The organism is Sinorhizobium prairiense, assembly GCF_029201645.2.
GTDB lineage: Bacteria > Pseudomonadota > Alphaproteobacteria > Rhizobiales > Rhizobiaceae > Sinorhizobium > Sinorhizobium meliloti_A.
Genome location: NZ_CP104133.1, coordinates 1,342,452 through 1,366,812, shown reverse-complemented (window position 1 = coordinate 1,366,812; position 24,361 = coordinate 1,342,452). Strand labels below are relative to the sequence as shown.

Here is a 24,361-nt window from a genome sequence, read left to right as displayed (position 1 = left end):
GCAGCGCTGCGAGGTGCCATATTGATCTCTGCGCGTCTCGAAAACGTATCGCGCTCACCAGATATTGGAGCGGAAAAGGTAAATTCAAGAACCTCGATCGGCGGCTTGGGCCCTCGTTCGAACGGCCGATTTTTGCGGTCGCTCATGGCCGGAGTAAAGGACGAAAATCGATGTCCGGAGACCCTTGAAACCCGGCTTCGAATGACTAAATCGGGTGCGAGAGCCGCCTGTAAGGGGCTCGCAGTCGAGGAGCTCCGTTCTCTTCGGCGCTCCTCATCGTCCATGTTGCTCAAGGAGGATATGGCTATGAGAACAAGCTTCGATTTCTCGCCGCTGTCACGCTCCAGCGTTGGCTTCGAGCATCTGTTCGACCTCTTGGATTCCGCAAGTCGCCTGGCGCCGAACGACAACTGGCCGCCCTACGACATTATGCGGGTCGGTGAGAACCAGTACCGGATCGCAATGTCTGTAGCGGGCTTCGCGCCGGACGAGATCACCATCACGCACGAGCAGCAGATGCTGACCGTGACCGGTGCGAAAACCGGGGAAGACGACACCGAGTATCTCTACCGCGGTATTGCCGCACGCAACTTCGAGCGTCGCTTCCAGCTCGCCGACTTTGTCAGCGTCACCGGCGCCAACCTCGCCAACGGCCTGCTCAAGATCGACCTCGTCCGTGAGCTTCCCGAGCAGATGAAGCCGCGTCGGATAGAGATACATCAAGCAGAGGCATTGCCGGCCGGCGAGGCCTCGAAACAGATCGAAGGCGAAAAGCACGCAGCGTAGCTGCGCATGCCAATCGCACCGAAGCGCCGGCGGACGCTGACGCTTCGGTTCCGGAATGGGAGCGGGAGAGGCCGCAAGACCCCACACACCGCTCCCAATGCAAAGAAAGGAACGCGGACCGATGAATGTACGTGATCTCATCCCATGGGGCCGCGCGCAGGGCCAGGTGCCGGCTTCCTATCGTGACAACGACCGAAATCCCTTCCTGGCGCTCCACAGGGAAATGAACCGCCTGTTCGACGACGCCTTCCGCAGCTTCGAAACCCGCCTGCCCTTCAGCGGCTTTACGGGTTTTGCAGGCGGCTGGCCGAGCGTGGAGGTCTCTGACCGGGATAAGGAAATCAAGGTGACCGCTGAACTGCCGGGTCTCGAGGAAAAGGATGTCGAACTGTCCTTGTCCGAGGGCGTGCTGTCGCTGCGAGGCGAAAAACGGGCAGAGACCGAGGACGAGGAAAACCAGTTCTCGGAGCGATACTACGGTCGCTTCGAACGGCGCATTCCGCTCGGATACGAGGTGGATGAAAACAGGGTGAATGCGACCTTCCGCAATGGCGTCCTGACGGTGACCCTGCCGAAGACCGAGCAGGCCCAGTCGAAAGCCAAGCGCATTGCGATCAACGGACGGTAGTTGCCCCTTGCAGTCCCCGCCGTCGGCGAAGGCCCCTCATCCGCCTGCCGGCACCTTCTCCCCGCAGGCGGGGGCGAGGGGTTCGCGGCACCTTCCCCGTCCCTCGCGAAGCTCACGGAGACCGGCGCTTGTCCCCTCTCCTTATCTAAATGGGGCGAGCTACCGGAGGCGAATGAGGGCGCTGCAGCACGCTTCCTTTGATCGTACTTTCAGCTATGCCGTCGCCAGTGCCCTCACGGCCTCGGTCTTCGTCTCCCGCCGTCCGCTCTTCATCTGCCTGCCCGCCACATATACCTCGGCCACCGAGCGGTCGTCGCCCATGGTCTGCAGAATGAAGAGCTCTTCGGCAAGCGTCGAGGCAACCTGCATCCTGAGCTCCATGGCCGGCTTGGCACGGCTGTCAAGGACGACGATGTCCGCATCCGCGCCGGCATGCAGCGAGCCGATCCGGTGTTCGAGATCGAGCGCGCGCGCATTGCCGAGCGTTAACATGTAGAAGGAATTGAGCGGCGAGAGCCGCTGGCCCTGCAGGTGCAGGACCTTATAGGCTTCGTCCATCGTTTCCAGCATCGAGAAACTCGTACCGCCGCCGACATCGGTCGCAACCGCATGGCGTGCGCCGAGCCTGTCGAAACGGTCGCGATCGAAGAGCCCGCTGCCGAGGAACAGGTTCGAGGTCGGACAGAAGACGCCGACCGCTCCGGTCTTAGCGAGGACCGATATCTCGCGGTCGCTCAGATGGATGCAGTGACCGAGCAGAGTCTTGCGGCCGAGCAGCTCGTAGCGCGCATAAATGTCGGTATAGTCCTTCGCTTCCGGATAGAGCGAGGTGGCGAAAGCGATCTCGTCCCGGTTTTCGGACAGGTGGGTCTGAACGTAGCAATCCGGATGCTCGGCAGCGAGCACGCGGCTCACCTCCATCTGTTCCGGCGTCGAAGTGATCGCGAATCGCGGGCTGATCGCATAATGCGCGCGGCCGCGGCCGTGCCACCTGGCGATGAGCGCCTTCGTCTCGTCATAGCCCTTTTCCGGCGTGTCTTGCAGCGCGTCCGGCGCGTTGCGGTCCATCATCACCTTGCCGCCGATCATCAGCATGTTTCGCTCTTCGGCCGCGGTGAAGAAGGCATCGACGCTTTCCGGATGCACAGAACAATAGGCAACTGCGGTGGTCGTGCCGTTGGAGAGGAGTTCGTCCATGAAGCGGCCCGCGATGAAGGCGGCGTGCTTGGGCGACTTGAACTTCTGCTCCTCGACGAAGATATAGGTGTTCAGCCATTCGAGGAGCTGCGCACCGTAGGAGGCGATAGCCTGTGTCTGCGGGAAATGCAGGTGCGTATCGATGAAACCGGGCAGTACGAGGTGCGGCCGATGATCGGCGACCTCTACGCCGGGCCCCGCCTGCCTCGCTATGTCGCCGTAAGGGCCGAGGCCCTCGATCTTGCCGTTCCTCACGAAAACGGCGCCGTCCTCGAAGTAGCGGTAGGAGCTGGCGTCGTCGATGCTCTCGGGTTCCTTGACGAAAGTCAGCACGCGGCCGCGGATCAAGAGATCGTTCATTGGACCTTTCCTTCCTTTACGGTCGTCTCGTACCAGGAGGCGATAAGCTGGCGTTCCTCCTCGGTGATGCCGGTGACGTTGGCAGGCGGCATGGCATGCGATCGCCCCGCCTGCAGGTAGATTTCGCGGGCATGCGCGACGATGTCGCGGTCGGCTTCGAGAACGACGCCCTTCGGCGGCACGATTATGCCTTCCCATCCGGGCTCGCGCGCATGGCACATGGAACAGCGGCCAAGCACGGTATCGCGCACTTTGGAAAAGTCCGGCGACGCGACGACGGCCTCGACGGCCGTCGAAGCCCTGGCCTCTCCGCCTTCGGAGAGAACCTTGGGCACGGTGGAGAGCCACATGATGGCGATGAACAGAAGCACCGTCGCGAGCCATGTCCAGGTCGGGCTGCCCTTGTTGGCGTGGCGGGTGTTGAACCAGTGACGGATCGTGACCCCCATGAGGAAGACCAGCGAGGCGATGATCCAGTTATACTGCGTGCCGAAGGCGAGCGGATAATGGTTCGAAAGCATCAGGAACAGCACGGGTAGCGTCAGATAGTTGTTGTGCGTCGAACGCTGCTTCGCCTGCTTTCCGAGCGCAGGATCGGGCGTACGGCCTGCGATCAGGTCGGCCACGACTTTCTTCTGGTTCGGGATGATGATGAAGAACACGTTGGCCGACATGATGGTCGCCGTGAAAGCGCCGAGATGGAGATAGGCCGCCCGGCCCGTGAAGAGCTGGGTGTAACCCCAAGCGACGGCGACGAGGATGAAATAGAGCAGCACCATCAGCCGCGTATTGTCGTTGCCGAACGGCGAACGGCAGATCGTGTCATAGGCAAGCCAGCCGAAGCCGAGCGAAGCCAGCGAGATGGCGATGGCCATCGGCTTCGAGACGTCGAGCACGTTCGGATCGATGAGGTAGAGGTCCGCGCCGGCATAATAGACCAGCGCAAGCATGCCGAAACCGGAGAGCCAGGTGACGTAGGACTCCCACTTGAACCAGATCAGGTGCTCCGGCATGTTTTCCGGCGCAACCAGATACTTCTGGATGTGATAGAAGCCGCCGCCATGCACCTGCCACTCTTCGCCGTAGGCGCCGACCGGCATGCCCGGACGCTGCTTCAGCCCCAGGTCGAGCGCGACGAAGTAGAAGGATGAGCCGATCCAGGCTATGCCGGTGATGACATGCAGCCATCTCACCGCAAATGTCAGCCAATCCCAGGCGATGGCATACTCGTACATTGAGTTCTCCCCATTTCTCTCGCGCTCATTATGTGTCATTGCTTGGGGAGGCGGGAACGGCGCCATCGCACCAACTCTTTCAAAAAAAACTATAAAATCGAAGAGGGGCCGGAGCGCTACGTTCGCGCCGGAAGAGCAGAGGCGAAAGCATGTCCTATCTCGATAATGTGCGTGTGTTCGTGCGCGTCGTGGAACTTGGAACGCTGTCGGCAGCGGGCCGCGATCAGCGCGTCACGCCGGCGGTTGCCAGCAACAGAATCAAGGAGTTGGAGCGGCATATGGGCGTGCGCCTGTTCAACCGCACCACCAGAAAACTGACGCCGACCGAGCACGGACGAGTCTTCTACGAAGGCGCGGTAAAGATCCTCGAAGCGGTGAACGAGGCGGAGAGCGCCATTGCCGATCTTTCAAGAAATCCGAAGGGAGCGCTGAAGATCACCGCCCCGCTCGGCATCGGCCGGCGGCTGATCGCGCCCGGCATACCGGAGTTTCACGATCGCTACCCGGATATCGAGGTGCGGTTGCGCCTCTCCGATCATAATGTCGACATCCTTGCCGAGGGCGTCGACATCGCCTTCAAGCTCGGCATACTCGAGGATTCGAACCTGCGCATGCGCGGCATCATGAACTGCGACCGCGTGCTCTGCGGGTCGCCGCGCTATTTCGAAAGGCGCGGCATCCCCTCGTCGCCGGACGACCTCCTAAGCCACAGCCACGACTGTCTTCTGCTGCGCTATCCCGGGTCGAAGGAGTATTACTGGACCTTGCAGACACCGGATGGCGTCCGCAAGTTCGAGGTCGGCGGTCCTTATGATTCGGATGATGGCGACGTGCTCACCCAGTGGGCGCTTGACGGACGCGGCATCGTCAACAAGCCGCTCTTCGAGGTGAAACAGCATATCGACGAGGGCTTGCTCGTCCCGGTGCTCGAGGAGACGCCGCCGCTCGGCGCCCAGCTTGCGGCGATCTACCCGCACAAGCGCTTCCAGGATCCGAAGGTCCGGCTGATGATCGACTTCATGGCCGAGCGCTGTCAGCGGCTGATCGGCAAAGTGCTTGCCGAGCCTCATGAGGTGCAGGAGCGTTCAAGCGCTTGAGCGCAGCGCCCTCAAGGCACAAGCACGACCTTACCGATCGTTCGGCGGCTCTCGATCGCCCGGTGTGCGTCCGCTGCCCGATCCAGCGAAAAGCGGCTGTCGATCGCGACCGTCAAGGCGCCCTCTTGCGCCCGGTTGAAAAGCTCGGTGAGATCCGCCTTCAAGCCGGCGAGGTTCAAGAGCGGCAGTAAGGCGAAGCCGCGCAGGGATTGGTTCAGTGCGAACATCGATTCTGCTTGCCGGGCGCTCAACGCAAACCTGCCGAGGGCCCCGAAAACCAGCTCTCCCGCCGGTGCCAGCAGATCGATCGCAGCGCCGGTAAATTCGCCGCCGACGAAATCGTAGAGAATGTCGACTCCGCCACCGTTCAAAGCCCTCCTGAGCGTTGCCGTCCAATCAGGGGCCGCATAGTTGATGCCGACGTGAGCACCCCTCGAACGGGCGAAGTCGAGCTTTTCCTCCGAACTCGCAACGGCAACGATCGTCCGCGCACCGCCTTTCCTTGCCAATTGCACGAGCAGTGAACCTACACCGCCTGCCGCAGCGCTGATCAGCAGCGTTTTGTTCTGCAGCGCGCTTTGCCGGACGAGATAAAGAGCCGTGAGGCCCTGTACCATCATGGCAACAGCCGCTTCGAAGGAAAGTCCGTCCGGGATCGGCACCAGCATCGCGGCCTCGACCGCCACATATTCGGCATATCCGCCGGTACCCCGCCCATGAGCGAACATCGGGGCCGCGACACGACTGCCGACGAGATCTTGAGGAAGACCCTCTCCGACCGCTGCGACGACGCCGGCGACCTCCACACCCGGGATCATCGGCAGTTCGGGCGTGACCGCGTAGCGGTCCTGCCGCATCAGAACCTCGAAATAGTTGACGCCAACGGCACCCACGCGGACGAGCGCCTCGCCTCTGCCCGGGCTCGGTGTAGGGACATCGACGCTTCGGAGCACGTCTGGCGCCCCGAAGCGGCGAAATTCAATGGCCTTCATAAGAACTTACCTCGAAACTATTGGTTTGCGCGGCTATTTAGGGGTAGTCTTCGGACCGCATCTACACACTCTTTCGTTCCATACTGACCGATGGGTAACCATGGCCGAGATCATAAAGAAATTGCCGGTGCTGCCCTCCGAGCGCGCACTCAAGGTGATCTCCGGACGCTGGAAAGCCATCATCCTCTACCATCTGTTCGATAGGCCGAAGCGGCTTTCCGAGTTGCGAAGGCTGATACCCGCCGTCAGCCAGAAAGTGCTGATCCAGCAGCTCCGCGAAATGGAGGAGCATGGCCTCGTACACAGGGAGATTTTCCGCGAGATACCGCCGCGCGTCGAATATTCTGCGACGACGCTCGGCCTCAGCCTCGAGCCAGTCCTGCTGGCACTCTGCGAGTGGGGTCAGCGCCACGCCGCCGAGCTGAACGAGACCGATCGCGTGACAGACTGCGTGATCCGCCCGCGAAAGGGCGACAACCGGCCTATGCCTTGATCGATCTCTGGCTCTTCGGGGTGAGCGCGCGAGGCTGCAGATGGCGGTTCAGCGCCGCGGTCATTATCTCGGCCGCGGCAAGGGCTGCGATCACCGGCGGCCGCTTGTCCTTCACCACCGTACCGCCGATCGGGCAAACCAGCCTCTCGAAAAGCTCAGGACGATTGACCTCTCGCGACAGCCAGTTCTTGAAAGTCGCGCGCTTCGTCTTCGAACCGATCATGCCGACGTAACTGGCGTCTTCGCGCCCGAGCGCCTCAGTCGCGATCAGGAAGTCGAGTGCGTGATCGTGGGTGAGGACGACGAAGGCGCTGCGCGGGGGCGCGTCGCGCACGACGGCTTCGGGCATTGCGGTCAGGCAGGTCTCGATACCCGGCACGTCGGCGGCCGAGAGCTCATGTTCGCGGGTGTCGACGAGAACGGTCCTGAGCGGCACGTGCGACAGCGCCATGGCGAGCGCGTTGCCGACGTGGCCGGCGCCGAAGATATAGACATGCGGCCGATGCGCGATCTCATCGTCGCTGCGCTCGATGAGTGTCGCACGCGTGTCCGCATCGACCTTTTTGAAGGAAAGCGCGACGTGGCCACCGCAGCATTGGCCGATCTCCGGGCCGAGGGGGATCGCCAGTCGAAGATCCGCCTTCGCCCCCTGAACGAGTTTCCGCGCGTGGTCGATCGCCATGAATTCCAGCTGTCCGCCGCCGATCGTGGCGAAGGTGCGGTCTTTTGAAACGAGCATCCAGGCATCGGTATCGCGCGGCGTCGAGCCTGCCGCGCTCGCCACCTCGACAAGCACGCAGGCCCTTTCACGGCTCAGGAAATCCCGGATGTCTTCTCGGCGCGCCATCTCAGTCATCCATTATCTTCGCCGCGCGATCGTCCCTACCCGTCCCGGTGGGCGCGCAGGCGCTCGACCGCCATCAGCACGCGCTCCGGCGTTGCCGGGGCATCGATGCGCGGCGGAATACGATAATCCGCGACGCTCGCCGCTGCCATGGATATCGCCTCCAGAACCGAAATCCCCAGCATGAAAGGAGGTTCCCCGACCGCCTTCGAGCGCCGGATCGTCTCCTCCCGGTTGACGGACCATTCGGCCAGGCGCACGTTGAACACGCGCGGGCGATCGGAGGCAAGTGGGATCTTGTAGGTGGAGGGCGCATGCGTCCGCAACCGGCCCTTGGCATCCCACCAGAGTTCCTCCGTCGTCAGCCAGCCCATACCCTGCACGAAGGCGCCTTCGACCTGGCCGAGGTCGAGCGCCGGGTTCAGAGACTTGCCGACATCGTGGAGGATATCGGTCCGCTCGACCTGGTACTCGCCGGTCAGTGTGTCGACGCTGACCTCGGAGCAGGAAGCGCCATAGGCGAAGTAATAGAATGGACGCCCCCGCCCTTCGGCGCGACTCCAGTGGATCTTCGGGGTCTTGTAAAAACCGGCCGCCGAAAGCTGCACGCGCGCGGCATAAGCCGCCTTGATAAGATCGGTAAAGGCGATGCGTCCGGCGCCGATCCGGACCGTGTTCGGCTCGAAGGCGATATCAGCTTCGCTCACCCCGTAGTGCTCGGCCGCGAAGCGCACGAGCCGCTCCTTGATCTGCTGACAGGCATTGGCGGCTGCCATGCCGTTGAGGTCCGAGCCGGACGAAGCGGCCGTCGCCGAGGTGTTCGGCACCTTGCCGGTCGAGGTCGCGGTCACCTTTATATGGTCGAGATCGACCTGGAACTCGTCCGCTACGACCTGCGCCACCTTGGTGTAGAGCCCCTGCCCCATCTCCGTACCGCCGTGGTTCAGCTGGATTGAGCCATCCGTATAGACATGGACCAGGGCGCCGGCCTGATTGTATTCCGTCTTGGTGAAGGAGATGCCGAACTTCACCGGCGTCAGCGCGATGCCGCGCTTGATGACGGAGCTCTCGCGGTTGAATGCGACGGCCGCCTGCCGCCGGGCCGCATAGTCGGACGAACGCTCGAGCTCGTCGATGATCCGGCCGATGATGTTGTCCTCCACCGTCTGGTGGTACGGCGTCAGGTTACGCCCCTCGCCGCCATAGAAATTGAGCTTGCGGATTTCGAGCGGGTCCTTGCCGAGCGCGTAGGCGACGTCTTCGATTATCCGCTCGCCGCCGACCATGCCCTGCGGTCCACCGAAACCCCGGAACGCGGTGTTCGAGACCGTGTTGGTCTTCAGCGGCCGCGAGCGCAGCCGGACGTTCGGGTAGAAATAGCAATTGTCGGCGTGGAAGAGTGCGCGATCGGTCACCGGTCCGGAAAGGTCGGCCGAGAAGCCGCAGCGGGCGGCGAAGACCGCGTCCACCGCCTCGATGCGGCCCTCGTCGTCGAAGCCGACCTTGTAATCGACGTGAAAGTCGTGGCGCTTGCCGGTCGCCGTCATGTCGTCGTCGCGGTCCGGGCGCACCTTGACCGCGCGGCGGTATTTCCTCGCGGCCACTGCCGCAACCGCAGCGAAAAGATTTGCCTGCGTCTCCTTGCCGCCGAAGCCGCCGCCCATCCGCCGGACGTTCACGGTCACTGCATTCGACGGCACGCCCAGCACATGGGCGACCATGAGTTGCGTCTCGCTCGGATGCTGGGTCGAGGAAAAGACCGTCACTTCGTCATCCTCGCCGGGGATCGCAAAGGAGATCTGGCCTTCGAGATAGAAGTGATCCTGGCCACCGATGCGCATTTCGCCGGAAACGGTGTTTTTAGCCTTGGCAAAGCCGGCATCGATGTCGCCGCGCTCGAGCTTCAGGGGATCGATCACCAGCGGATAGTTTGCAGCCGCGGCTTCGAGAACATCGGTCACATGCGGCAGATCGCGATAATCGATCTTTACCTTGGCGGCCGCGCGCCGGGCGGCCTCGCGCGAGGTCGCGATGACCGCGAAGATGGGCTGGCCGTGGAACTCGACCTTACCGGTCGCGAAGACCGGATCGTCGTGCTTGTGCGCCGGACTGATATCGTTCTCGCCGGGTATGTCCTCCGCCGTGAGCACTCCCACGACACCAGGACTGTTACGCACGGCCTCGAAATCCACCGACAGGATTTCGGCATGCGCGCGCTGCGAGAGCCCCAGATAGCCATGAAGAGTGCCCGCCGGCTCGGGAATGTCATCAATGTATTCTGCGGTTCCGGAAACGTGCTTGTGACCGGATTCGTGGCGTTCCTTGTCGTGGACGGCGCCGCGGACGCGATCGACGGGCTGCATCACATTCATGGGTCCACCCTCTCTACATAGCCACCGCGACCGTGCGGTCGATCCGGATATTGCGCGTTTCCTGCGTTTCCAGATGGAAGCGCCGCAGAAGATTCCTCGCAACGAGCATCCGATATTCGGAAGAGGCGCGCCAGTCGGTGAGCGGCGTGTAATCCCGCTCGAAGGCCGCTACGCCAGCCTCGATGGCAGCGTCGTTCCATTGCGCGCCATTGAGTGCGGCCTCCACGTTCGACGCGCGCTTCGGCGTGCCCGCCATGCCGCCAAAGGCGATAGCCACGTCGGCAACCTTGCCGTCACCGTCGAGCTTCACGCGAAACGCGCCACAGACTGCGGAGATATCTTCATCGAAGCGTTTCGTGATCTTGTAGACGGCGAAGCGGTCGGTCTCGTCCAGGAAGGGGATCCGGACAGTCTCTACGAATTCGCCGGGTTCGCGATCCTGCTTGCCGTATTCGATGAAGAAGGCTTCGAGGGGCAGCGTGCGGCGGCGTGTTCCCTTGCGCAGGATCACCGAAGCGCCAAGTGCGATCAGCGCCGGCGGCGTGTCGCCGATCGGCGAACCGTTGGCGATATTGCCTCCGACCGTGCCCATATTGCGCACCTGCTCGCCGCCGATACGATCCCAGAGCTCGCGAAGTTGCGGGAAGTGCCGGACGATGACCGGATAGGCCTCCGTGTAGCTTACGCCGGCGGCAAGGCTGATCCCGTTCGCGTCGACGGAGATCCGCCGCAGTTCTTCAAGATGCGAGAGATGGACGACCGGCGCGATGTCGCGCATGAATTTGGTGACCCAGAGCCCGACATCGGTCGAACCGGCGACGATCGTCGCCTTGGGGTTCGTCTCAAGAACCACAGCGAAATCGTCCAGCGAGGCCGGAAGCACGACGCGCTCGTCTTCGCCTCCGATCTCGACGCGCCGCCCGTCCCGAAGCGCCTCCAGTTGCCGCGTGATCTCCTCACGTTCCACGATCAGCGGATCCTTGCCGAGCTCGCCGACCGATGCAATCGCTTCCGCCGCCCGAATGATCGCCGCATAACCGGTGCAGCGACAGAGATTGCCCTGCAGCGCCTTTTCGATTTCCTGAACGCTCGGCTTCGCATTCGTCATCCAGAGGCCGTAGAGCGACATCACGAAACCGGGTGTACAGAAACCGCATTGCGAGGCGTGCGTGTCGACCATCGCCTGCTGCACGGGGTGCAGCGGCCCGTTCGGCTGCGCAAGCGCTTCGACCGTCACCACATGGCAGCCGTCAAGCGATGCGACGAAGCGGATGCAGGCGTTGACGGATTCGTATTTGAGCTTGCCGTCGAGAAGCCGGCCGACAAGCACAGTGCAGGCGCCGCAGTCGCCTTCCGCGCAGCCTTCTTTCGTCCCGCGCAGACTCCGGTCGATGCGCAGAAAGTCCAGCAGCGTCTGCACCGGCGATACATCGGCAAGCTCGACGGGCCGGTGGTTCAAAAGGAAACGGATCGTATTGCGGATTTCGGTCGTCATTGCCGTCAGCTCCCGCGATAGGTGGAATAGCCGTAGGGCGAAAGCAGGAGCGGCACGTGATAATGCGCGGCCCGGTCGGCGATCCCGAAGCGGATAAGGATCACGTCGAGAAACGGGTGCGTGCCGCGCTCGTCCGCAGTGCCGAGATATTCTCCGGCGTGAAAGCGCAGCTCGTAGGTTCCGGTTGCCATCGTGGAGCCGTTGAGAAGCGGCGCATCGCAGCGCCCGTCATCGTTGGTGCGGGTCGAGGAAAGAAACTCCGTCCGTTCACCTTCAATCCGGTAGAGATCGATGCGCAGATTGCTTGCCGGTTTCCCGCTCGCCGTGTCCAATACGTGGGTCGTCAGGCGCCCGGGCGTTCCGTCTTGAACTTGCATTCTGTCGCTCCTCCGAAAGTCAACATCGAGGATAGAGTATCCGGGGGGCGGGCGCCCTTGTGTAGCGGGCTCAACCTTCGAGACTTTCAAATTTTTCGGGGGGAATGGGAGAGCGGAATTCTCGCTACGAATTGGGCGACGAGACAATCTCTGGAGGAGCTGCTGCTATGAGATATCCCCGCGATCTCCTGGGCCATGGTCCGAACCCGCGCATCGCCTGGCCCGACGGCGCCCGGATCGCCGTGCAATTCGTGATCAATTACGAGGAGGGCGGAGAGAACTGCGTGCTTCATGGCGACGCGGCGTCGGAGGCCTTTCTCTCGGAAATCGTCGGCGCTCAGGCCTGGCCAGACCAGCGCCACTGGAACATGGAATCGATCTACGAATACGGCGCGCGCGCCGGTTTCTGGCGGCTGCACCGGTTGTTCACCGAAAAGGAGATACCGGCAACCGTCTACGGCGTCGCTACGGCGCTCAAGCGATCGCCCGCACAGGTGGCCGCCATGCAGGACGCCGGCTGGGAAATCGCTTCCCACGGCCTCAAATGGATCGAGCACAAGGATTTCGACGCGGAGCGCGAGCGCGCCGAGATTGCCGAGGCGATCCGCCTTCACACGATCGTAACCGGCGAACGGCCCACCGGCTGGTATACCGGCCGCTGTTCCGTGAACACACTCGACCTCGTGACCGAGACCGGCGGCTTCGACTACGTCTCCGACGCATATGCGGACGACCTGCCCTACTGGCACGAACATGCCGGCCGGCACCAGCTCGTCATCCCCTACACCCTCGACGCCAACGACATGCGTTTCGCAACGCCACAGGGCTTCAACAGCGGCGACCAGTTTTTCAGCTATCTGAAGGACAGTTTCGACGTTCTCTATGCCGAGGGCGCTGCCGGCGCGCCGAAGATGTTGAGCATCGGCCTGCACTGCCGGCTGGTCGGCCGGCCCGGCCGCGCCGCCGCGCTGGCGCGCTTCCTCGACTATGTGAAGAGCCACGAGAAGGTCTGGCTCGCCCGCCGCATCGACATTGCCCGCTACTGGGCAGAAACCTATCCGTTCCAGCCGAATGAAAATCGGCCGGCGCGACTGTCGAAAGATGACTTCATTGGTCGCTTCGGAGGGGTGTTCGAGCACTCGGACTGGATCGCCAGACGCGCCTTCGCAGGCGAACTCGGCCCCGCCAACGACACCGCGTCGGGACTGCACGCGGCGCTCTGCGCGGTCTTTCGCGAGGCAAGCGACGAGGAACGGCTAGCCGTCCTCACCGCCCACCCCGATCTTGCCGGCAAGCTCGCCCAGGCGAAGCGCCTGACCGAAAGCTCGACTTCGGAGCAGGCTTCGGCGGGTCTCGACGCGCTGACGGATCAGGAGCGCGAGCGCTTCACGGCCCTCAACCATGCCTATGTCGAGAAGTTCGGCTTTCCCTTCATCATGGCCGTCAAGGGGTGCAGCAAGGACGAGATTCTTGCCGCCTTCGAGAACCGTATCGGCAACGATCGGGAGACCGAGTTCAACACCGCGTGCCGCCAGGTGGAGCGGATCGCGCTGTTGCGGCTGCGCGACACTTTGGCGGACTGAGGCGGCGCCATGACGCGCGCCGCTGAAGTTCCCCCCGGCTTTGCGGGCGGGACGATCAACCTCGCTTCCGCGGGCCTCGACGCCCGCGCGCTCTTTGCGACGGACGAATTCTTCGGCCCGGTGGAGCGCATGCTCAAGGACGAGCCGGCCGCGTTCCACCCCGGCCTTTACGACGATAACGGCAAATGGATGGACGGCTGGGAAACCCGCCGCCGCCGCGGTGTCGGCCACGACTACGCGGTCATCGCGCTCGCCGTGAAAGGGCGGATTGCCGGCTTCGACGTCGACACGTCGCACTTCACCGGCAATTATCCGAGCGCCTGCTCGATAGAAGCCTGTCATTCGGCGGAAGATCCGGACGAGGCGACAGAGTGGATCCAACTGCTGGCGGTCACCGCCCTCGGACCGAATGCACATCACTTCTTCGCCGTGCACTCCGACGCGGTCTACAGCCATGTCCGGTTGCGCATCCATCCGGATGGCGGTATCGCCCGGCTGCGGGTCTACGGCACTCCGGCACTCGATCTCAAGGCTATGGCGAACGAGACGATCGATCTCGCCTCCTGCCTTTCCGGGGGCCGGATCGTCGCCTTCTCCAACGGCCATTACGGCCACGAGCGCCTCATTGCGCCCGGCCGGGGTACGAATATGGGCGATGGCTGGGAAACGCGCCGACGCCGCGAACCGGGCTACGACTGGATCATCGTCAAGCTTGCCGCACGCGGGCACGTCGATCGCATCGTCGTCGACACGGCGCACTTCAAGGGCAACTACCCGGACGGTTGCTCGCTACAGGCGGCTGACCTCGCAGGCGTGGCTGCCGGGTGCGACATGCTCGCCGCCTCCTCCGCGATGTTCTGGGAAGAGCTTCTGCCGCACCGGAAGCTTTCCGCCGACAGCATCCATGAGTATGGGGCAGATATGCTTGGACATGCCGGTCCGGTCACGCATGTGCGCCTGAACATCTACCCGGATGGCGGCGTCAGCCGCCTGCGCATTTACGGCCGGGTCGCCGAGGCGAGCATATCCTAGATCAGAATGACATTAGGTCGGGTTGACCTGAGAGTCGTGAGTGTGATCGATTCAATAGGTTAGAGCGGGACGTGGGCGGCAGACCGCGCACACTTTTCCTCATCCCGCTCTAGCCGCGGGCCGTTTTGCGCGGCCGCCCGCCCTTGGCACCATTAGCACGCGCGGCTGCTGCCTTCGCCGGCGATGTCACTTGCCCCGCCCGCCGCGCCATATAAGCCTTGGTGCCGAATATGCCGGCCAAAAGGCCCGGAATCGAGAGATCGACGTCCAAGGCCTCCCAATGCAGGCCATAACCTTGCCCAAGGATCTCGACTGCGGCGAGCTGATCGCTGCTCCCATCTTCCAGTCCCTGCGCCAGGCGTGGCGGAAAAGCGAACGTGCAGCCATTGGTCAACTCCACAACGATCCGGCCGCTTCGATCGTCATAGCGCGCAGATTCAGCACGGGGCTCTGTTTCTCGCGCCATCCGGCCGCTCTCCAAAGCTGCGTCGATTTGGGTGTCCGTCAATTCAGCCATGAATCGCCCTCCATCTGCCGAGGAATTGCTGTTGCCGTTCGTTGACGATCTGGACGGCCCGGCGCACATCGCTCCGCTTCATGCCATCAGCCCAAATCAATTCCGGAACGCCATCCGGTCCGATCAGGTTGATCTTGACCTGCCCATCGCCAAAGACATGTACATGGGCCGGTTCATGATCGTCAGTAAAGATGACGACGCTCAGGCCGTTTGCGCGATAGATCGTGACCATATACGCAAGTAACCTATCATGATGGGTTACTCAAGTCCAACTTTGTCAAGCGAGCGCCGCGAAGTATGTCTTAAAGTCCGGCAAGAACGCGAGAGGTTTGACGGCTTGTCAACGACCGTGGCGGCTTGGAGGGCCGCGCCGGTCGCGACCCTCCCCCAACCATGCTCCGTCACTCGGCGAAGAATGCGAAGCGGACGATGAACAGTGCCGCGACGAGCTGGGTCGCCGGGTGGATGACGTTCCACTTGCCGGTGCAGACCTTCAGGACGACATAGCTTACGAAGCCGAAGGCGAGACCGTTGGCGATCGAATAGGTGAAGGGCATGGCGATGGCGGTCAGCGCCGCGGGTGCCGCCTCCGTCAGGTCGTCCCATTCGATCTCCGTGAGCTCGCGCATCATCAGGCCGGCGACGTAAAGCAGTGCCGGCGCGGTCGCATAGGACGGAACGGCGGCGGCAAGCGGCGAGATGAAGAGCGCGGCGAGGAACAGCACCGAGATCGTCAGCGCCGTTAGACCGGTGCGCCCGCCCGCCTGCACGCCCGAGGCGCTTTCGACATAGGCGGTCGTGCTGCTGGTGCCCATCAGCGAGCCGGCGACGATGGCCGAGCTGTCGGCAAGCAATGCACGCCCGAGACGGCTGGGCTTGCCCTCTTCCACCAGTTTCGCGCGCTTGGCGACACCGATCAGCGTGCCGGTCGCGTCGAAGACCTCGACGAGCACGAAGACGAGAATGACGTGGACGAGACCGCCATGCAGGGCGCCCATGATGTCGAGCTGGAGGAAGGTCGGCGCAATGCTCGGTGGCGCAGAGACGATGCCCTGGAATTCCGACACGCCGAGGAACATCGACAGGACCGTTACCACCAGGATGCCGATGAGGATGGATCCGCGGACATTGAGCGCGTCGAGAACGGCGATGACGAAGAAGCCGAGGATCGCGAGCAGCGGTCCCGTCTGCTTGAGATCGCCGAGGCCGACCAGCGTCGCCGGATTGTCGACGACGATGCCGGCGTTTTTCAGGGCAATGATGCCCAGAAACAGGCCGATACCGGTCGCGATCGCGCTGCGCAGCGAATGCGGTATGCCTGCAATCAGCCAGCTTCGGACCCCCGTGACCGTCAGGAGCAGGAAAATGATGCCGGAGATGAAGACGGCGCCGAGTGCCTGCTGCCAGGTGAAGCCGAGGGCGGCGACGACCGTGAAGGCGAAAAATGCGTTGAGGCCCATGCCGGGCGCCATGCCGATCGGCCAATTGGCAACGAGAGCCATGACGGCGGAGCCGAGAGCGGCCGCAAGACAGGTCGCGACGAAGATCGCGTTGCGGTCCATGCCCGTGGTCGACAGGATGTCAGGATTGACGAAGATGATGTAGGACATCGTAAGGAACGTCGTAACGCCGGCGATCACTTCCGTGCGGACGGTCGTGCCGTGCTCCTTAAGCTTGAAAAGTCGTTCAAACATTTTTCCTCCCTTGGCAGACGTCATCTCGACGCAGCCGAACGACAGAGACCGGGTGTGTTGCTCCTCCAAGAGCCCGGCCATTGCAAGTTGATCGCGCCCCGATATTTCTTCAGGGGGTATGATCCAGGCCGTGCGGCCTCGCCGGATGGGACGCCATCGCAAGCACCCGATTGTGCGTTTTCGCGCGCATGATCGCTAGCCACCGATTTCGACGCCGGGAGCGAAAGACTTTCAAGTTTTCGAGGGCATTCCCGGCGCTCCTGCGGGCACCGGCAACGTCAGATCCGGGTATCGGACGCGGTCCAGGCGCCGTCTTCGGCCCGGACGAGCATCGGCGTCGCGAAGACGCCTACGGTCCGCTCCGGCCATTGCCGAGAAAGGTCGGCGAGCGGCTTGCGCCACCGGTCCGACTGCAACATGGCGGCAGCGATCGCGACCGGCTCGATGCCGCAGGCCGCCATCAGCGACAGGCCGGCAAGTATCGAGGCCCCGCTCGATATCACATCGTCGATCAGGGCGACTCGCCGGCCCCTCAACAGCGGCAGCATGCGGGGATCGACGTAGAGTCGCTTCTTCTGGCCCGGTGTCGTGATGGACGACAGGGGAACGGATAGATCGTCGACGTACCAGAATTTTCGCGAGGTTCCGAGCGGCACATAGCGCTTGTGGCCGAGCTTGCGGGCAACGGCTGCGGCAAGCGTCAGTCCGAGTGTCGGAAGACCCGCGACGATTTCCGGTCGGAAGGGCGCCAGTCGGGCGGCCAGTTCCTCCGCGAGCGCGTCCTCCACCTCGAAGCTCGCCTGATTGATGATCAGCGAGGCCAGCGCATGCTTGCCGTCCGAAAGCGGCCGGATCGGCAGGAGGATCTGGCGTCCGTCCGCGAGAGTGGCTGGAAATGAGGCGCGGAAGCCGCCGTGCCCGGCAAAGCTACCGGGTGGAAAGACCTCCTGCCAGTAATCGTGCGGCTCGATCGCCTTCGTTTCCGTCATGCCAAGCGTCCGTTCGGGTGAGTAAAAGGTTCTGATCCCAGAGTTTTTCGTCTATACCCATTGCCGCTTCGATCAAACCGAAAGGGCACACCCGAGCGCCAAAAGCTGGGGAATTCAGGCCCTTTCCAGACTGCTCAAGGAATGCCTGCCGATGCGCGTGCCCCCCGGGATTGTCGACGATCTCACCTTTCTCACGGCCTTTCGCCGCGACCTGCACGCTTATCCCGAACTCGGTTTCGAGGAAGAGCGGACGAGCGACCTCGTAGCGAAGCTCCTCGAAGAAGCAGGCCTCAAGGTCCACCGCGGCCTCGGCAAGACAGGCGTCGTGGGCACGCTGCAGGTCGGCAACGGCACGCGCGCGATCGGCCTGCGCGCCGACATGGATGCGCTCGCGATGCCGGAATTCGCCGATCGGCCCTACAAATCCAAGATAGCGGGAAAGATGCATGCCTGCGGCCATGACGGCCATACGACGATGCTGCTCGGCGCTGCGCGCCACCTTGCGGCCACGCGTGACTTCTCGGGAACGGTCCATTTCATCTTCCAGCCTGCCGAGGAAGGCCGCGGCGGCGCCAGGCGCATGGTGGAGGACGGGCTGTTCGACCTTTTCCCTTGCGACGCGGTCTATGGATTGCACAACATGCCGGGCCTTGCAGTGGACGAGATGGCCGTCGTGGCGGGGCCGCAGCTTGCCTCGTCGGACAGCTGGCGCCTCACCTTCCGCGGCGTCGGCACGCACGGCGCCAAGCCGCATCTCGGCCGCGATCCGATCACGGCCGCAGGGACGTTTCTTGCTTCCCTGCAAACTGTGGTCGGCCGGGTCGTCGACCCGCTGCAGCCGGCGGTCGTCAGCGCCTGCGCGCTGCAAGCAGGCGATCCGAAAGCCCTGAACGTCATTCCGGACACGGTCGAGATCGGCGGCACGGCGCGCGCCTATACGCCGCATGTGCGCGACCAGCTGCAAGAAGAGATCGGTCGGTTGGCGCAGGGGACCGCGGCGATGTACGGCATCGAGGCCGATTATCGTTTCGAGCGGCGTATTCCCCGGTCGTCAACGATCCGGACGCGACGGCACGCGCACTTTCGGCCGCCCGGTCCGTCTTCGGCGAGAAGGCGCTGACCAGCTTCCCGCCCTCGACCGCCGGGGACGACTTCGCCTTTTTTGCGCTGGAGGCGCCCGGCTGCTATGTCTGGCTCGGCAATGGCCCCGCCGTCGACGGCGCGCTGCACCATAACAGCGCCTACGACTTCAACGACGCGGCGATCGGTCCCGGCGCTGCCTTCTGGACCGCGCTGGTGGAACAGGAGCTCGAGGACTGAAGAGCGTCAGAACGTCTCCAGGACCGGGCTTTCGAGCAGCTTGCCGGTCGCCACGTCGGCAATGCCGCGATCCGTCTGGTGCGGCCCGGCATTGCAGGCGAGCGTCGCCCCGAAGCAGGCCTTGAACACGAGATAAGGAGGCTGCCACTCCACGATTCTGCCGGCAGCCTCGCGAATGGCCGCGAACCCTGCTGCGACTTCGGCCAGCGACATATCCGAAACAAGCCCGCAAAGCGGCAGAGGCAGCAGCGCCTCGACCTTGCCTTCGGCAGCGACCGCCATCCCGCCGCCGGCTTCAATCACCGCATTGGCCGCAACCATCATGTCGCGGGAGTTGCCGCCGAAGACCGTCAGATTGTGGCTGTCGTGCGAAACGGTCGTCGCAAAGGCGCCGCGCCACTCGCCCCAGCCTTCAAGCAAACCGACCCGCGGACGGCTGTCGGCGCGGCCATGCCGATGGGCGACGGCGATCAGCGTCGTACCCTTCGGCGGCACCAGACATCCGCCCGAAACCTCGGCTCTCGTCTCGCCCCATCGGGTGAAGCGCGGCCGGTCGATCGTCACGACCCGGGCCGTGCTGCCAGTGGCAGCGATGCGAAAATCGTCCACTGTCAGCGGTTCGATCTTCATCGTGTTGCGCAAGGGCGAGACATCGGCCGCGACGGGCGCCTGAAGCATCCCACCGCCGCTCGCCACCAGCCTGCCGTTCGCCAGCACATGCCGCGCACGGAAATCGCGAATGTCCTCGAAGAACACGATGTCGGCACGGCGACCGGGAGCGATCAGGCCGAGATCGGCCCTTCCGAGCCGCCGGGCGGCATTGAGGGTTGCCGCCTGCAGCGCCCACTCGGCCTTGAGCCCGTAGCGCACGAGGCGGCGGACCACGTCGTCGAGGCCGCCGTCGCGGTGAAGATTGTCCGGGAACACGTCGTCGGTACAAAGTGTGACCGTCTGCGGCAGATGCCCGAAAGCACCGAGCGCTGTCACGAACTCGGGAAGAAGGTGATCGTGCGAGCCGCGCAGCTCGATGGTCAGTCCCGCGCGGAGCTTCGCTATCAGGTCGTCGCCGGAGACGAGTTCGTGATCGGAGCTGACGCCGGCCGTCACGAAGGCCTGCAGATCGGCTCCCGCCAGGCCGCGCGCATGCCCGTTGACCTGTTTGCCCGCCTTCAGCCCCGCCTCGACGATCGCAGTCATGCGCGGATCGCCGTCGATGACGCCGCGCATGTTCATGACCTCCGCAATCCCACCGATCTCCGGCCAGGACAGCATTTCCGCGACGGCATCGGCGTCGAAATCCGCGCCGGCGACCTCCAGACCGGGAGCGGAGGGCACGCAGGACGGCGCCAGCACCACGGCGCGCAAGGGCAGACCGCCCATTGCGTCGACAGCCCAGCGCACGCCGGCAAGTCCGCTCACATTTCCCAGTTCGTGCGGGTCCCAGACGACTGTGGTCACGCCGCGCGGCACCACGGCGGCAGCGTAGACCGCGGGCGTCACCATCGAGCTTTCGACATGCATATGCGTGTCGATAAGGCCGGGCGAAAGGTAGGCTCCCGCCGCATCGATGACCGTGTCTGCGTCGCTGCGCGACCCGGGTGCATGGACGCTCGCGATGAGCGCGCCGACGATCCCGACATCCGCTGCCCGGCATTCGCCCGTCACGACATCCACGACCGTGCCGCCGGCCACGAGCACGTCGAAGGGCGCATCTCCGCGTGCGGCGGCAACTGCGCGCGCCCGCAAGCCGGCGTCATCGAGATCGGCGGGTTGCTGCAGGTCCTTCATCTGGCGGCTTCCTTGGCGAGCGCACCCAGCAGGTGCCCGCGGACACGCTCCGCATCCACGTCGACCGCATAATGGGCGTTGAATGTCTCGTGGCTCCCCCGGGTCTCGACCACCGTCCGGCCGCGCGTCAAGGCACCGGCAAGCTCGACATCGATTCGCGCCGGGCGAAACGACACAGCGTTTCCATCGACCAGCGCAACGGCTGCGCAGGGATCGTAGATCGCCATGCCCGCCCTTCCACGGCTCGTGCCGATCGCGACGTAGCCGGCGAGAAGGTCGGCAATCAGCGCGGCCTTCGCGCCACCTGCGGTGCGCATGGCTTCCACATCGTCCGGATAGGCGATGACCTTCCGGCAGAGGTCGAGGTCGACCATCCGGAACGGCACGCCGTGGGCAAGCACGATGGCAAGCGCTTCCGGATCGGCGAAGGCGTTGAACTCGGCCGACGCCGTATGATTGCCGCTGGAAACACCGCCACCCATCCAGGTGAGCTCGTCGATCCGCCCGGCGAGATCGGGACGTGCCAGAGCAAGGGCAGCGATATTGGTCAGCGGCCCGAGCGCCAGGATGCGATGCGGACCGCCGCCGTCCTCCAGCCAGCGGCAGAGAGCACGGAACGCGTCGCTATCCGGCAGGGCGGGTGCATCGGGGAGGCTCATTCCCGCCGTCGGAATGCCGGTCCTGCCAAGGATGCGCTCCGCCGTCTCGAGCTTCCCGAGCACGGGTAGCGCCCGTCCCTGATGGATCGGAAAGGTCCAACCGAAGGCCTGCGCTGCTGCCGCGGCGTTGCGCTTCACCTGCCCGAGCGGAACATTGCCGTAGACCAGCGAGACGCCGTCGACGGCCTCACCGGCGTGAAGGACGACGAGCATCGCGGCGATGTCGTCGAAGCCCATATCCGTGTCGATCCAGATGCCCATGGCGGATCAATTGAACCTTTCCAGCCTCGCGGCCCTTTCGAGCGGCAGATCGAAGGCGAGCGTGGTGCCTGCGGCATGCGCGGGCACGGCCGCATCCACTTCGGCCTTCAGTGCCCCGAGCGGCGTATCGAGCAGGTATTCGCGCGTGCTGCCCGAAAAAGAGGCCCCGCGCACTGTGCCCGTGAAAGGACCTGACCCCAGGGTCACCATGCGCGGGCGCCAGGCAAGCCCCGCCGCACCATGCGGCAAAGGCCCGGGAAGCTCGATCGGACCGTGTCCGGCGCGCAATTTGCCGTTCTCGATGGCAAAGATATTCTCGAAGCCGACGAAATCGGCCACGAAGGCGGAGGCCGGCCGGTTATAGATCTCTTCCGGCGTGCCGATCTGCTCGATCGCACCGTTCAGCATCACCACGATGCGGTCGGCCAGTGACAGCGCCTCGCCCTGATCATGGGTGACGAAGATCATCGTGACGCCGGTTTCCCTCTGGACCCGCTGCAGTTCCGTGCGCATCTCGAGCCTCAGCCGCGCGTCGAGGTTGGAGAGGGGCTCGTCGAGAAGAAGCACCTTCGGCTCCATCACCATAGAGCGGGCAAGTGCTACGCGCTGCTGCTGACCGCCGGAAAGCTCGGCCGGTTTCCGGTCGGCAAAGCTCGTCAGCCCGACGGATTTCAGGCCGGTCCCGACACGGGATTCGAGCTCAGCGCCGGAGAGGCCCTTCAGCCGCAGACCGAAGGCGACATTTTCGAAGACGGTGAGATGCGGGAATAGCGCATAGGACTGAAAGACAAGACCGACGGAACGCCTGTTCGCGGCGACGCGGGTGATGTCGGCGCCGTCGAGGCTGATACGGCCCGATTGCGGCTTCAGCAGGCCGGCGATGGAGCGCATCGTCGTGGTCTTGCCGCAGCCCGAAGGTCCGAGAAAGGCGACAAGCTCGCCTTTTCGGATCGACAGATCGAGATCCTTCACCGCGACGGTGTCGCCATAGGCGAGCGTCAGTTTTTCGAGGCTGAGGAAGGCGGGGTCAGACATAGCGGGAAAATCCTAGGAAACGCTCGGCGAGGAAGACGATGCCGATGGACATGAAGGCGAGAAGCGCCGAAAGCGCCGCGACCGACGGATCGTAGGTGATCTCCATGTAGGAGAGCATGTCGATCGGCAGGGTGCGCACGCCGGGGCCGGAAAGGAACAGCGAAACCGGCACCTGATTGAAGCTGGTGACGAAGCCGAGGATGAAGGCGGCGAGAATGCCGCTGCGGATATTCGGCATGACCACACGGAAAAAGGCGCCTGAACGCGACGAGCCGAGCAGCACGGCGGCCTCCTCGATATCGGAGCGCAGATTGTTGAGGCTCGCCGAGACGACGCGCACCGCATAGGGCAAGACGAGCGCCGTGTGTGCCAGGAAGAGCGCGAGCGTGATGTTGAAGCCGAAGGGGACGACGAGATAGCGCAGCAGCGCGAGGCCGACGATAATGCCGGGCACGATGATCGGCAGGGAGACGACGGTGCGCACCGTTTCGCCGAAAGGCAGCCGGTAACGCGAAAGCGCGTAGGAGGCCGGGATGCCGAGGGTGAGCGCGGCAGCCGTCCCGCCGATGGCAAGCAGCATCGACATGGTGAAGCTCTCGCGGAAGCTCTCGACCTCGAAGACCTTTGCGACCCATTTCAGCGACAGGCCCTGCGGCGGAAAGGCAAGCGTTTCGCCCCCCGACAGCGATGCCGCGACGATGATGAAGAAGGGGCCGATCAGAAACGCGGTGACGAGTACGAGCACCGTTACCGGGAAAAGACGGGAATTCATCGCTTGCTCCTCGCGGTGGCGAGCCGCTTCAAGAGAAGGTTGGCTGCGAAGCTCATGACGATCAGGATGAAGGCGATGACGCTTGCGGAGACGAAATCATTGGCGACGGTCACACGCTGATAGAGGAGCGTCTCCAGCATCAGGACCTTGGAGCCCCCGAGGATCGCCGGCGTGATATAGGCTGTCAGGGAGCCGGTGAAGACGAGCGTTCCGCCGATCACCAGACCTTCCTTGGTGAGCGGCAAAATGACCTTCCAGAAGACCTGAAACCAATTGGCGCCGAGTACCCGCGCGGCGGGGATCGCGTCCTTCGGCATGTTTTCGAGCGCGCTGATCAGAGCCAGGATCATCAGCGGCAGGAAGAGCTGCAGGAGTCCGACGAAGACCGCCGTCTCCGTGAACAGGAAGCGCACCGGTTCGTCCGTCAGGCCGACGCTCGTCAGTGCCTGATTGACGATCCCGGTCCTTCCCAGAATGACGATCCAGGCATAGGTGCGCGCAACCGGCGATATCATCAGCGGCAGCACGACGAGACCGATCATCCGGCCCTTGCCCTTCGGCGGCAGGTTGACGATGGCAAAGGCAGCGGCATAGCCGATGACGGCGGCGACCACGGTTACCGTCGCGCCGAGCCGCAGCGTGCGCAGGAACACCGTCCGGTTGAGCGGATCGGAAAGGAAGCCGGTATAGGCGGATACCGACCAGCCCTCCGCATTGCGGAAGCCTTCGGCGAGCAGAATGACAACCGGCGCCAGAAAGACGACGGCGGCGAACACGGCCGCCGGCAAGGCAAGCGCCAGCGCCTCGGCCCGGTTGTGGAACATCTCTACGCCTT

General features: G+C 63.7%; 22 protein-coding genes and 1 pseudogene. 7 read left to right on the top strand and 16 right to left on the bottom strand.

What is annotated here, in order from left to right:
- The first annotated feature begins 306 nt into the window (after nt 1–306).
- Both N0Q91_RS29710 and N0Q91_RS29705 read left to right on the top strand, forming a co-directional pair.
- Complete coding sequence (locus tag N0Q91_RS29710; protein WP_275599763.1) at nt 307–786, top strand: Hsp20 family protein; 480 nt, start codon at nt 307–309, stop codon at nt 784–786.
- A gap of 121 nt (nt 787–907) precedes the next feature.
- On the top strand, nt 908–1,414 hold the full coding sequence (locus tag N0Q91_RS29705) for an Hsp20/alpha crystallin family protein (RefSeq protein ID WP_275599036.1): 507 nt from the start codon (nt 908–910) through the stop codon (nt 1,412–1,414).
- 213 nt (nt 1,415–1,627) lie between these two features.
- Here N0Q91_RS29705 and guaD read toward each other — a convergent pair whose 3' ends face one another.
- Nucleotides 1,628–2,971 (bottom strand): guanine deaminase, encoded by a 1,344-nt coding sequence (guaD, locus tag N0Q91_RS29700; protein WP_275599035.1) that lies wholly within the window; start codon nt 2,969–2,971, stop codon nt 1,628–1,630.
- Nucleotides 2,968–4,206 carry a urate hydroxylase PuuD gene (locus N0Q91_RS29695; protein WP_018097053.1) on the bottom strand — a complete coding sequence of 413 codons (1,239 nt, stop codon included), beginning with the start codon at nt 4,204–4,206 and terminating at the stop codon, nt 2,968–2,970. The genes guaD and N0Q91_RS29695 overlap by 4 nt, the downstream gene beginning before the upstream one ends.
- A gap of 149 nt (nt 4,207–4,355) precedes the next feature.
- Here N0Q91_RS29695 and N0Q91_RS29690 point away from each other — a divergent pair, with 149 nt between their 5' ends.
- Nucleotides 4,356–5,303 (top strand): LysR family transcriptional regulator, encoded by a 948-nt coding sequence (locus tag N0Q91_RS29690; RefSeq protein ID WP_018097054.1) that lies wholly within the window; start codon nt 4,356–4,358, stop codon nt 5,301–5,303.
- Nucleotides 5,304–5,314: 11 nt separating this feature from the next.
- On the opposite strand, the gene N0Q91_RS29685 is transcribed toward N0Q91_RS29690, so the two are convergent.
- Complete coding sequence (locus N0Q91_RS29685; RefSeq protein WP_275599034.1) at nt 5,315–6,295, bottom strand: quinone oxidoreductase family protein; 981 nt, start codon at nt 6,293–6,295, stop codon at nt 5,315–5,317.
- 100 nt (nt 6,296–6,395) lie between these two features.
- Here N0Q91_RS29685 and N0Q91_RS29680 point away from each other — a divergent pair, with 100 nt between their 5' ends.
- A complete protein-coding gene (locus tag N0Q91_RS29680) occupies nt 6,396–6,788 on the top strand; it encodes a winged helix-turn-helix transcriptional regulator (RefSeq protein ID WP_275599033.1) in 393 nt (130 codons plus the stop codon).
- On the opposite strand, the gene xdhC is transcribed toward N0Q91_RS29680, so the two are convergent.
- From xdhC to uraH, 4 genes are read right to left on the bottom strand one after another with little or no spacing between them, the layout of a single operon-like run.
- The gene (gene xdhC / locus N0Q91_RS29675; protein WP_275599762.1) at nt 6,778–7,635 is read right to left on the bottom strand and encodes a xanthine dehydrogenase accessory protein XdhC; all 858 of its coding nucleotides are present in this window, start codon (nt 7,633–7,635) and stop codon (nt 6,778–6,780) included. The genes N0Q91_RS29680 and xdhC overlap by 11 nt on opposite strands.
- Nucleotides 7,636–7,670: 35 nt before the next feature.
- The gene (xdhB, locus tag N0Q91_RS29670) at nt 7,671–10,004 is read right to left on the bottom strand and encodes a xanthine dehydrogenase molybdopterin binding subunit (RefSeq protein ID WP_275599032.1); all 2,334 of its coding nucleotides are present in this window, start codon (nt 10,002–10,004) and stop codon (nt 7,671–7,673) included.
- Between the two features lie 13 nt (nt 10,005–10,017).
- Nucleotides 10,018–11,499 (bottom strand): xanthine dehydrogenase small subunit, encoded by a 1,482-nt coding sequence (gene xdhA, locus N0Q91_RS29665; protein WP_275599031.1) that lies wholly within the window; start codon nt 11,497–11,499, stop codon nt 10,018–10,020.
- A 5-nt stretch (nt 11,500–11,504) separates the two neighbouring features.
- Nucleotides 11,505–11,876 carry a hydroxyisourate hydrolase gene (gene uraH, locus N0Q91_RS29660; RefSeq protein ID WP_275599030.1) on the bottom strand — a complete coding sequence of 124 codons (372 nt, stop codon included), beginning with the start codon at nt 11,874–11,876 and terminating at the stop codon, nt 11,505–11,507.
- Nucleotides 11,877–12,043: 167 nt separating this feature from the next.
- On the opposite strand from uraH, the gene puuE reads away from it, so the two are divergent.
- Both puuE and alc read left to right on the top strand, forming a co-directional pair.
- Entirely contained in the window at nt 12,044–13,459 is a 1,416-nt protein-coding gene (gene puuE / locus N0Q91_RS29655) for an allantoinase PuuE (protein ID WP_275599029.1), read from the top strand.
- 9 nt (nt 13,460–13,468) lie between these two features.
- Entirely contained in the window at nt 13,469–14,491 is a 1,023-nt protein-coding gene (gene alc, locus N0Q91_RS29650) for an allantoicase (RefSeq protein ID WP_275599028.1), read from the top strand.
- A 109-nt stretch (nt 14,492–14,600) separates the two neighbouring features.
- On the opposite strand, the gene N0Q91_RS29645 is transcribed toward alc, so the two are convergent.
- The 4 genes from N0Q91_RS29645 to N0Q91_RS29630 all read right to left on the bottom strand — a co-directional run bounded on the left by N0Q91_RS29645 (nt 14,601) and on the right by N0Q91_RS29630 (nt 17,691).
- Complete coding sequence (locus tag N0Q91_RS29645) at nt 14,601–15,008, bottom strand: DUF2442 domain-containing protein (protein ID WP_275599027.1); 408 nt, start codon at nt 15,006–15,008, stop codon at nt 14,601–14,603.
- The gene (locus N0Q91_RS29640) at nt 15,001–15,240 is read right to left on the bottom strand and encodes a DUF4160 domain-containing protein (protein ID WP_018097064.1); all 240 of its coding nucleotides are present in this window, start codon (nt 15,238–15,240) and stop codon (nt 15,001–15,003) included. The genes N0Q91_RS29645 and N0Q91_RS29640 overlap by 8 nt, the downstream gene beginning before the upstream one ends.
- Nucleotides 15,241–15,409: 169 nt before the next feature.
- Nucleotides 15,410–16,702: an NCS2 family permease gene (locus N0Q91_RS29635; RefSeq protein ID WP_014530473.1), complete on the bottom strand. Its 1,293-nt coding sequence runs from the start codon at nt 16,700–16,702 to the stop codon at nt 15,410–15,412.
- 278 nt (nt 16,703–16,980) lie between these two features.
- The gene (locus N0Q91_RS29630) at nt 16,981–17,691 is read right to left on the bottom strand and encodes a phosphoribosyltransferase (RefSeq protein WP_275599026.1); all 711 of its coding nucleotides are present in this window, start codon (nt 17,689–17,691) and stop codon (nt 16,981–16,983) included.
- Between the two features lie 151 nt (nt 17,692–17,842).
- Here N0Q91_RS29630 and N0Q91_RS29625 point away from each other — a divergent pair.
- Nucleotides 17,843–19,011, top strand: a pseudogene (locus N0Q91_RS29625) (M20 aminoacylase family protein).
- Between the two features lie 6 nt (nt 19,012–19,017).
- On the opposite strand, the gene N0Q91_RS29620 reads toward N0Q91_RS29625, so the two are convergent.
- Genes N0Q91_RS29620 through N0Q91_RS29600 form a run of 5 tightly spaced genes read right to left on the bottom strand, consistent with a single transcriptional unit; the run spans nt 19,018 to nt 24,350 of the window.
- Complete coding sequence (locus N0Q91_RS29620) at nt 19,018–20,799, bottom strand: adenine deaminase (protein ID WP_275599025.1); 1,782 nt, start codon at nt 20,797–20,799, stop codon at nt 19,018–19,020.
- Complete coding sequence (locus N0Q91_RS29615; protein WP_275599024.1) at nt 20,796–21,719, bottom strand: nucleoside hydrolase; 924 nt, start codon at nt 21,717–21,719, stop codon at nt 20,796–20,798. Before N0Q91_RS29615 ends, N0Q91_RS29620 begins: the two co-directional genes overlap by 4 nt.
- A 6-nt stretch (nt 21,720–21,725) precedes the next feature.
- Nucleotides 21,726–22,754: an ABC transporter ATP-binding protein gene (locus N0Q91_RS29610; protein ID WP_275599023.1), complete on the bottom strand. Its 1,029-nt coding sequence runs from the start codon at nt 22,752–22,754 to the stop codon at nt 21,726–21,728.
- Nucleotides 22,747–23,526 (bottom strand): ABC transporter permease, encoded by a 780-nt coding sequence (locus N0Q91_RS29605; RefSeq protein WP_018097070.1) that lies wholly within the window; start codon nt 23,524–23,526, stop codon nt 22,747–22,749. Before N0Q91_RS29605 ends, N0Q91_RS29610 begins: the two co-directional genes overlap by 8 nt.
- The gene (locus tag N0Q91_RS29600; protein ID WP_018097071.1) at nt 23,523–24,350 is read right to left on the bottom strand and encodes an ABC transporter permease; all 828 of its coding nucleotides are present in this window, start codon (nt 24,348–24,350) and stop codon (nt 23,523–23,525) included. Before N0Q91_RS29600 ends, N0Q91_RS29605 begins: the two co-directional genes overlap by 4 nt.
- Nucleotides 24,351–24,361: the final 11 nt, after the last annotated feature.

Excerpts from the sequence above, each read along its gene's own strand:
- N0Q91_RS29710 (WP_275599763.1), top strand. The coding sequence starts at position 307 with ATGAGAACAAGCTTCGATTTCTCGCCGCTGTCACGCTCCAGCGTTGGC.
- N0Q91_RS29705 (WP_275599036.1), top strand. The coding sequence starts at position 908 with ATGAATGTACGTGATCTCATCCCATGGGGCCGCGCGCAGGGCCAGGTG.
- guaD (WP_275599035.1), bottom strand. The coding sequence starts at position 2,971 with ATGAACGATCTCTTGATCCGCGGCCGCGTGCTGACTTTCGTCAAGGAA.
- N0Q91_RS29695 (WP_018097053.1), bottom strand. The coding sequence starts at position 4,206 with ATGTACGAGTATGCCATCGCCTGGGATTGGCTGACATTTGCGGTGAGA.
- N0Q91_RS29690 (WP_018097054.1), top strand. The coding sequence starts at position 4,356 with ATGTCCTATCTCGATAATGTGCGTGTGTTCGTGCGCGTCGTGGAACTT.
- N0Q91_RS29685 (WP_275599034.1), bottom strand. The coding sequence starts at position 6,295 with ATGAAGGCCATTGAATTTCGCCGCTTCGGGGCGCCAGACGTGCTCCGA.
- N0Q91_RS29680 (WP_275599033.1), top strand. The coding sequence starts at position 6,396 with ATGGCCGAGATCATAAAGAAATTGCCGGTGCTGCCCTCCGAGCGCGCA.
- xdhC (WP_275599762.1), bottom strand. The coding sequence starts at position 7,635 with ATGGCGCGCCGAGAAGACATCCGGGATTTCCTGAGCCGTGAAAGGGCC.
- xdhB (WP_275599032.1), bottom strand. The coding sequence starts at position 10,004 with ATGAATGTGATGCAGCCCGTCGATCGCGTCCGCGGCGCCGTCCACGAC.
- xdhA (WP_275599031.1), bottom strand. The coding sequence starts at position 11,499 with ATGACGACCGAAATCCGCAATACGATCCGTTTCCTTTTGAACCACCGG.
- uraH (WP_275599030.1), bottom strand. The coding sequence starts at position 11,876 with ATGCAAGTTCAAGACGGAACGCCCGGGCGCCTGACGACCCACGTATTG.
- puuE (WP_275599029.1), top strand. The coding sequence starts at position 12,044 with ATGAGATATCCCCGCGATCTCCTGGGCCATGGTCCGAACCCGCGCATC.
- alc (WP_275599028.1), top strand. The coding sequence starts at position 13,469 with ATGACGCGCGCCGCTGAAGTTCCCCCCGGCTTTGCGGGCGGGACGATC.
- N0Q91_RS29645 (WP_275599027.1), bottom strand. The coding sequence starts at position 15,008 with ATGGCTGAATTGACGGACACCCAAATCGACGCAGCTTTGGAGAGCGGC.
- N0Q91_RS29640 (WP_018097064.1), bottom strand. The coding sequence starts at position 15,240 with ATGGTCACGATCTATCGCGCAAACGGCCTGAGCGTCGTCATCTTTACT.
- N0Q91_RS29635 (WP_014530473.1), bottom strand. The coding sequence starts at position 16,702 with ATGTTTGAACGACTTTTCAAGCTTAAGGAGCACGGCACGACCGTCCGC.
- N0Q91_RS29630 (WP_275599026.1), bottom strand. The coding sequence starts at position 17,691 with ATGACGGAAACGAAGGCGATCGAGCCGCACGATTACTGGCAGGAGGTC.
- N0Q91_RS29620 (WP_275599025.1), bottom strand. The coding sequence starts at position 20,799 with ATGAAGGACCTGCAGCAACCCGCCGATCTCGATGACGCCGGCTTGCGG.
- N0Q91_RS29615 (WP_275599024.1), bottom strand. The coding sequence starts at position 21,719 with ATGGGCATCTGGATCGACACGGATATGGGCTTCGACGACATCGCCGCG.
- N0Q91_RS29610 (WP_275599023.1), bottom strand. The coding sequence starts at position 22,754 with ATGTCTGACCCCGCCTTCCTCAGCCTCGAAAAACTGACGCTCGCCTAT.
- N0Q91_RS29605 (WP_018097070.1), bottom strand. The coding sequence starts at position 23,526 with ATGAATTCCCGTCTTTTCCCGGTAACGGTGCTCGTACTCGTCACCGCG.
- N0Q91_RS29600 (WP_018097071.1), bottom strand. The coding sequence starts at position 24,350 with ATGTTCCACAACCGGGCCGAGGCGCTGGCGCTTGCCTTGCCGGCGGCC.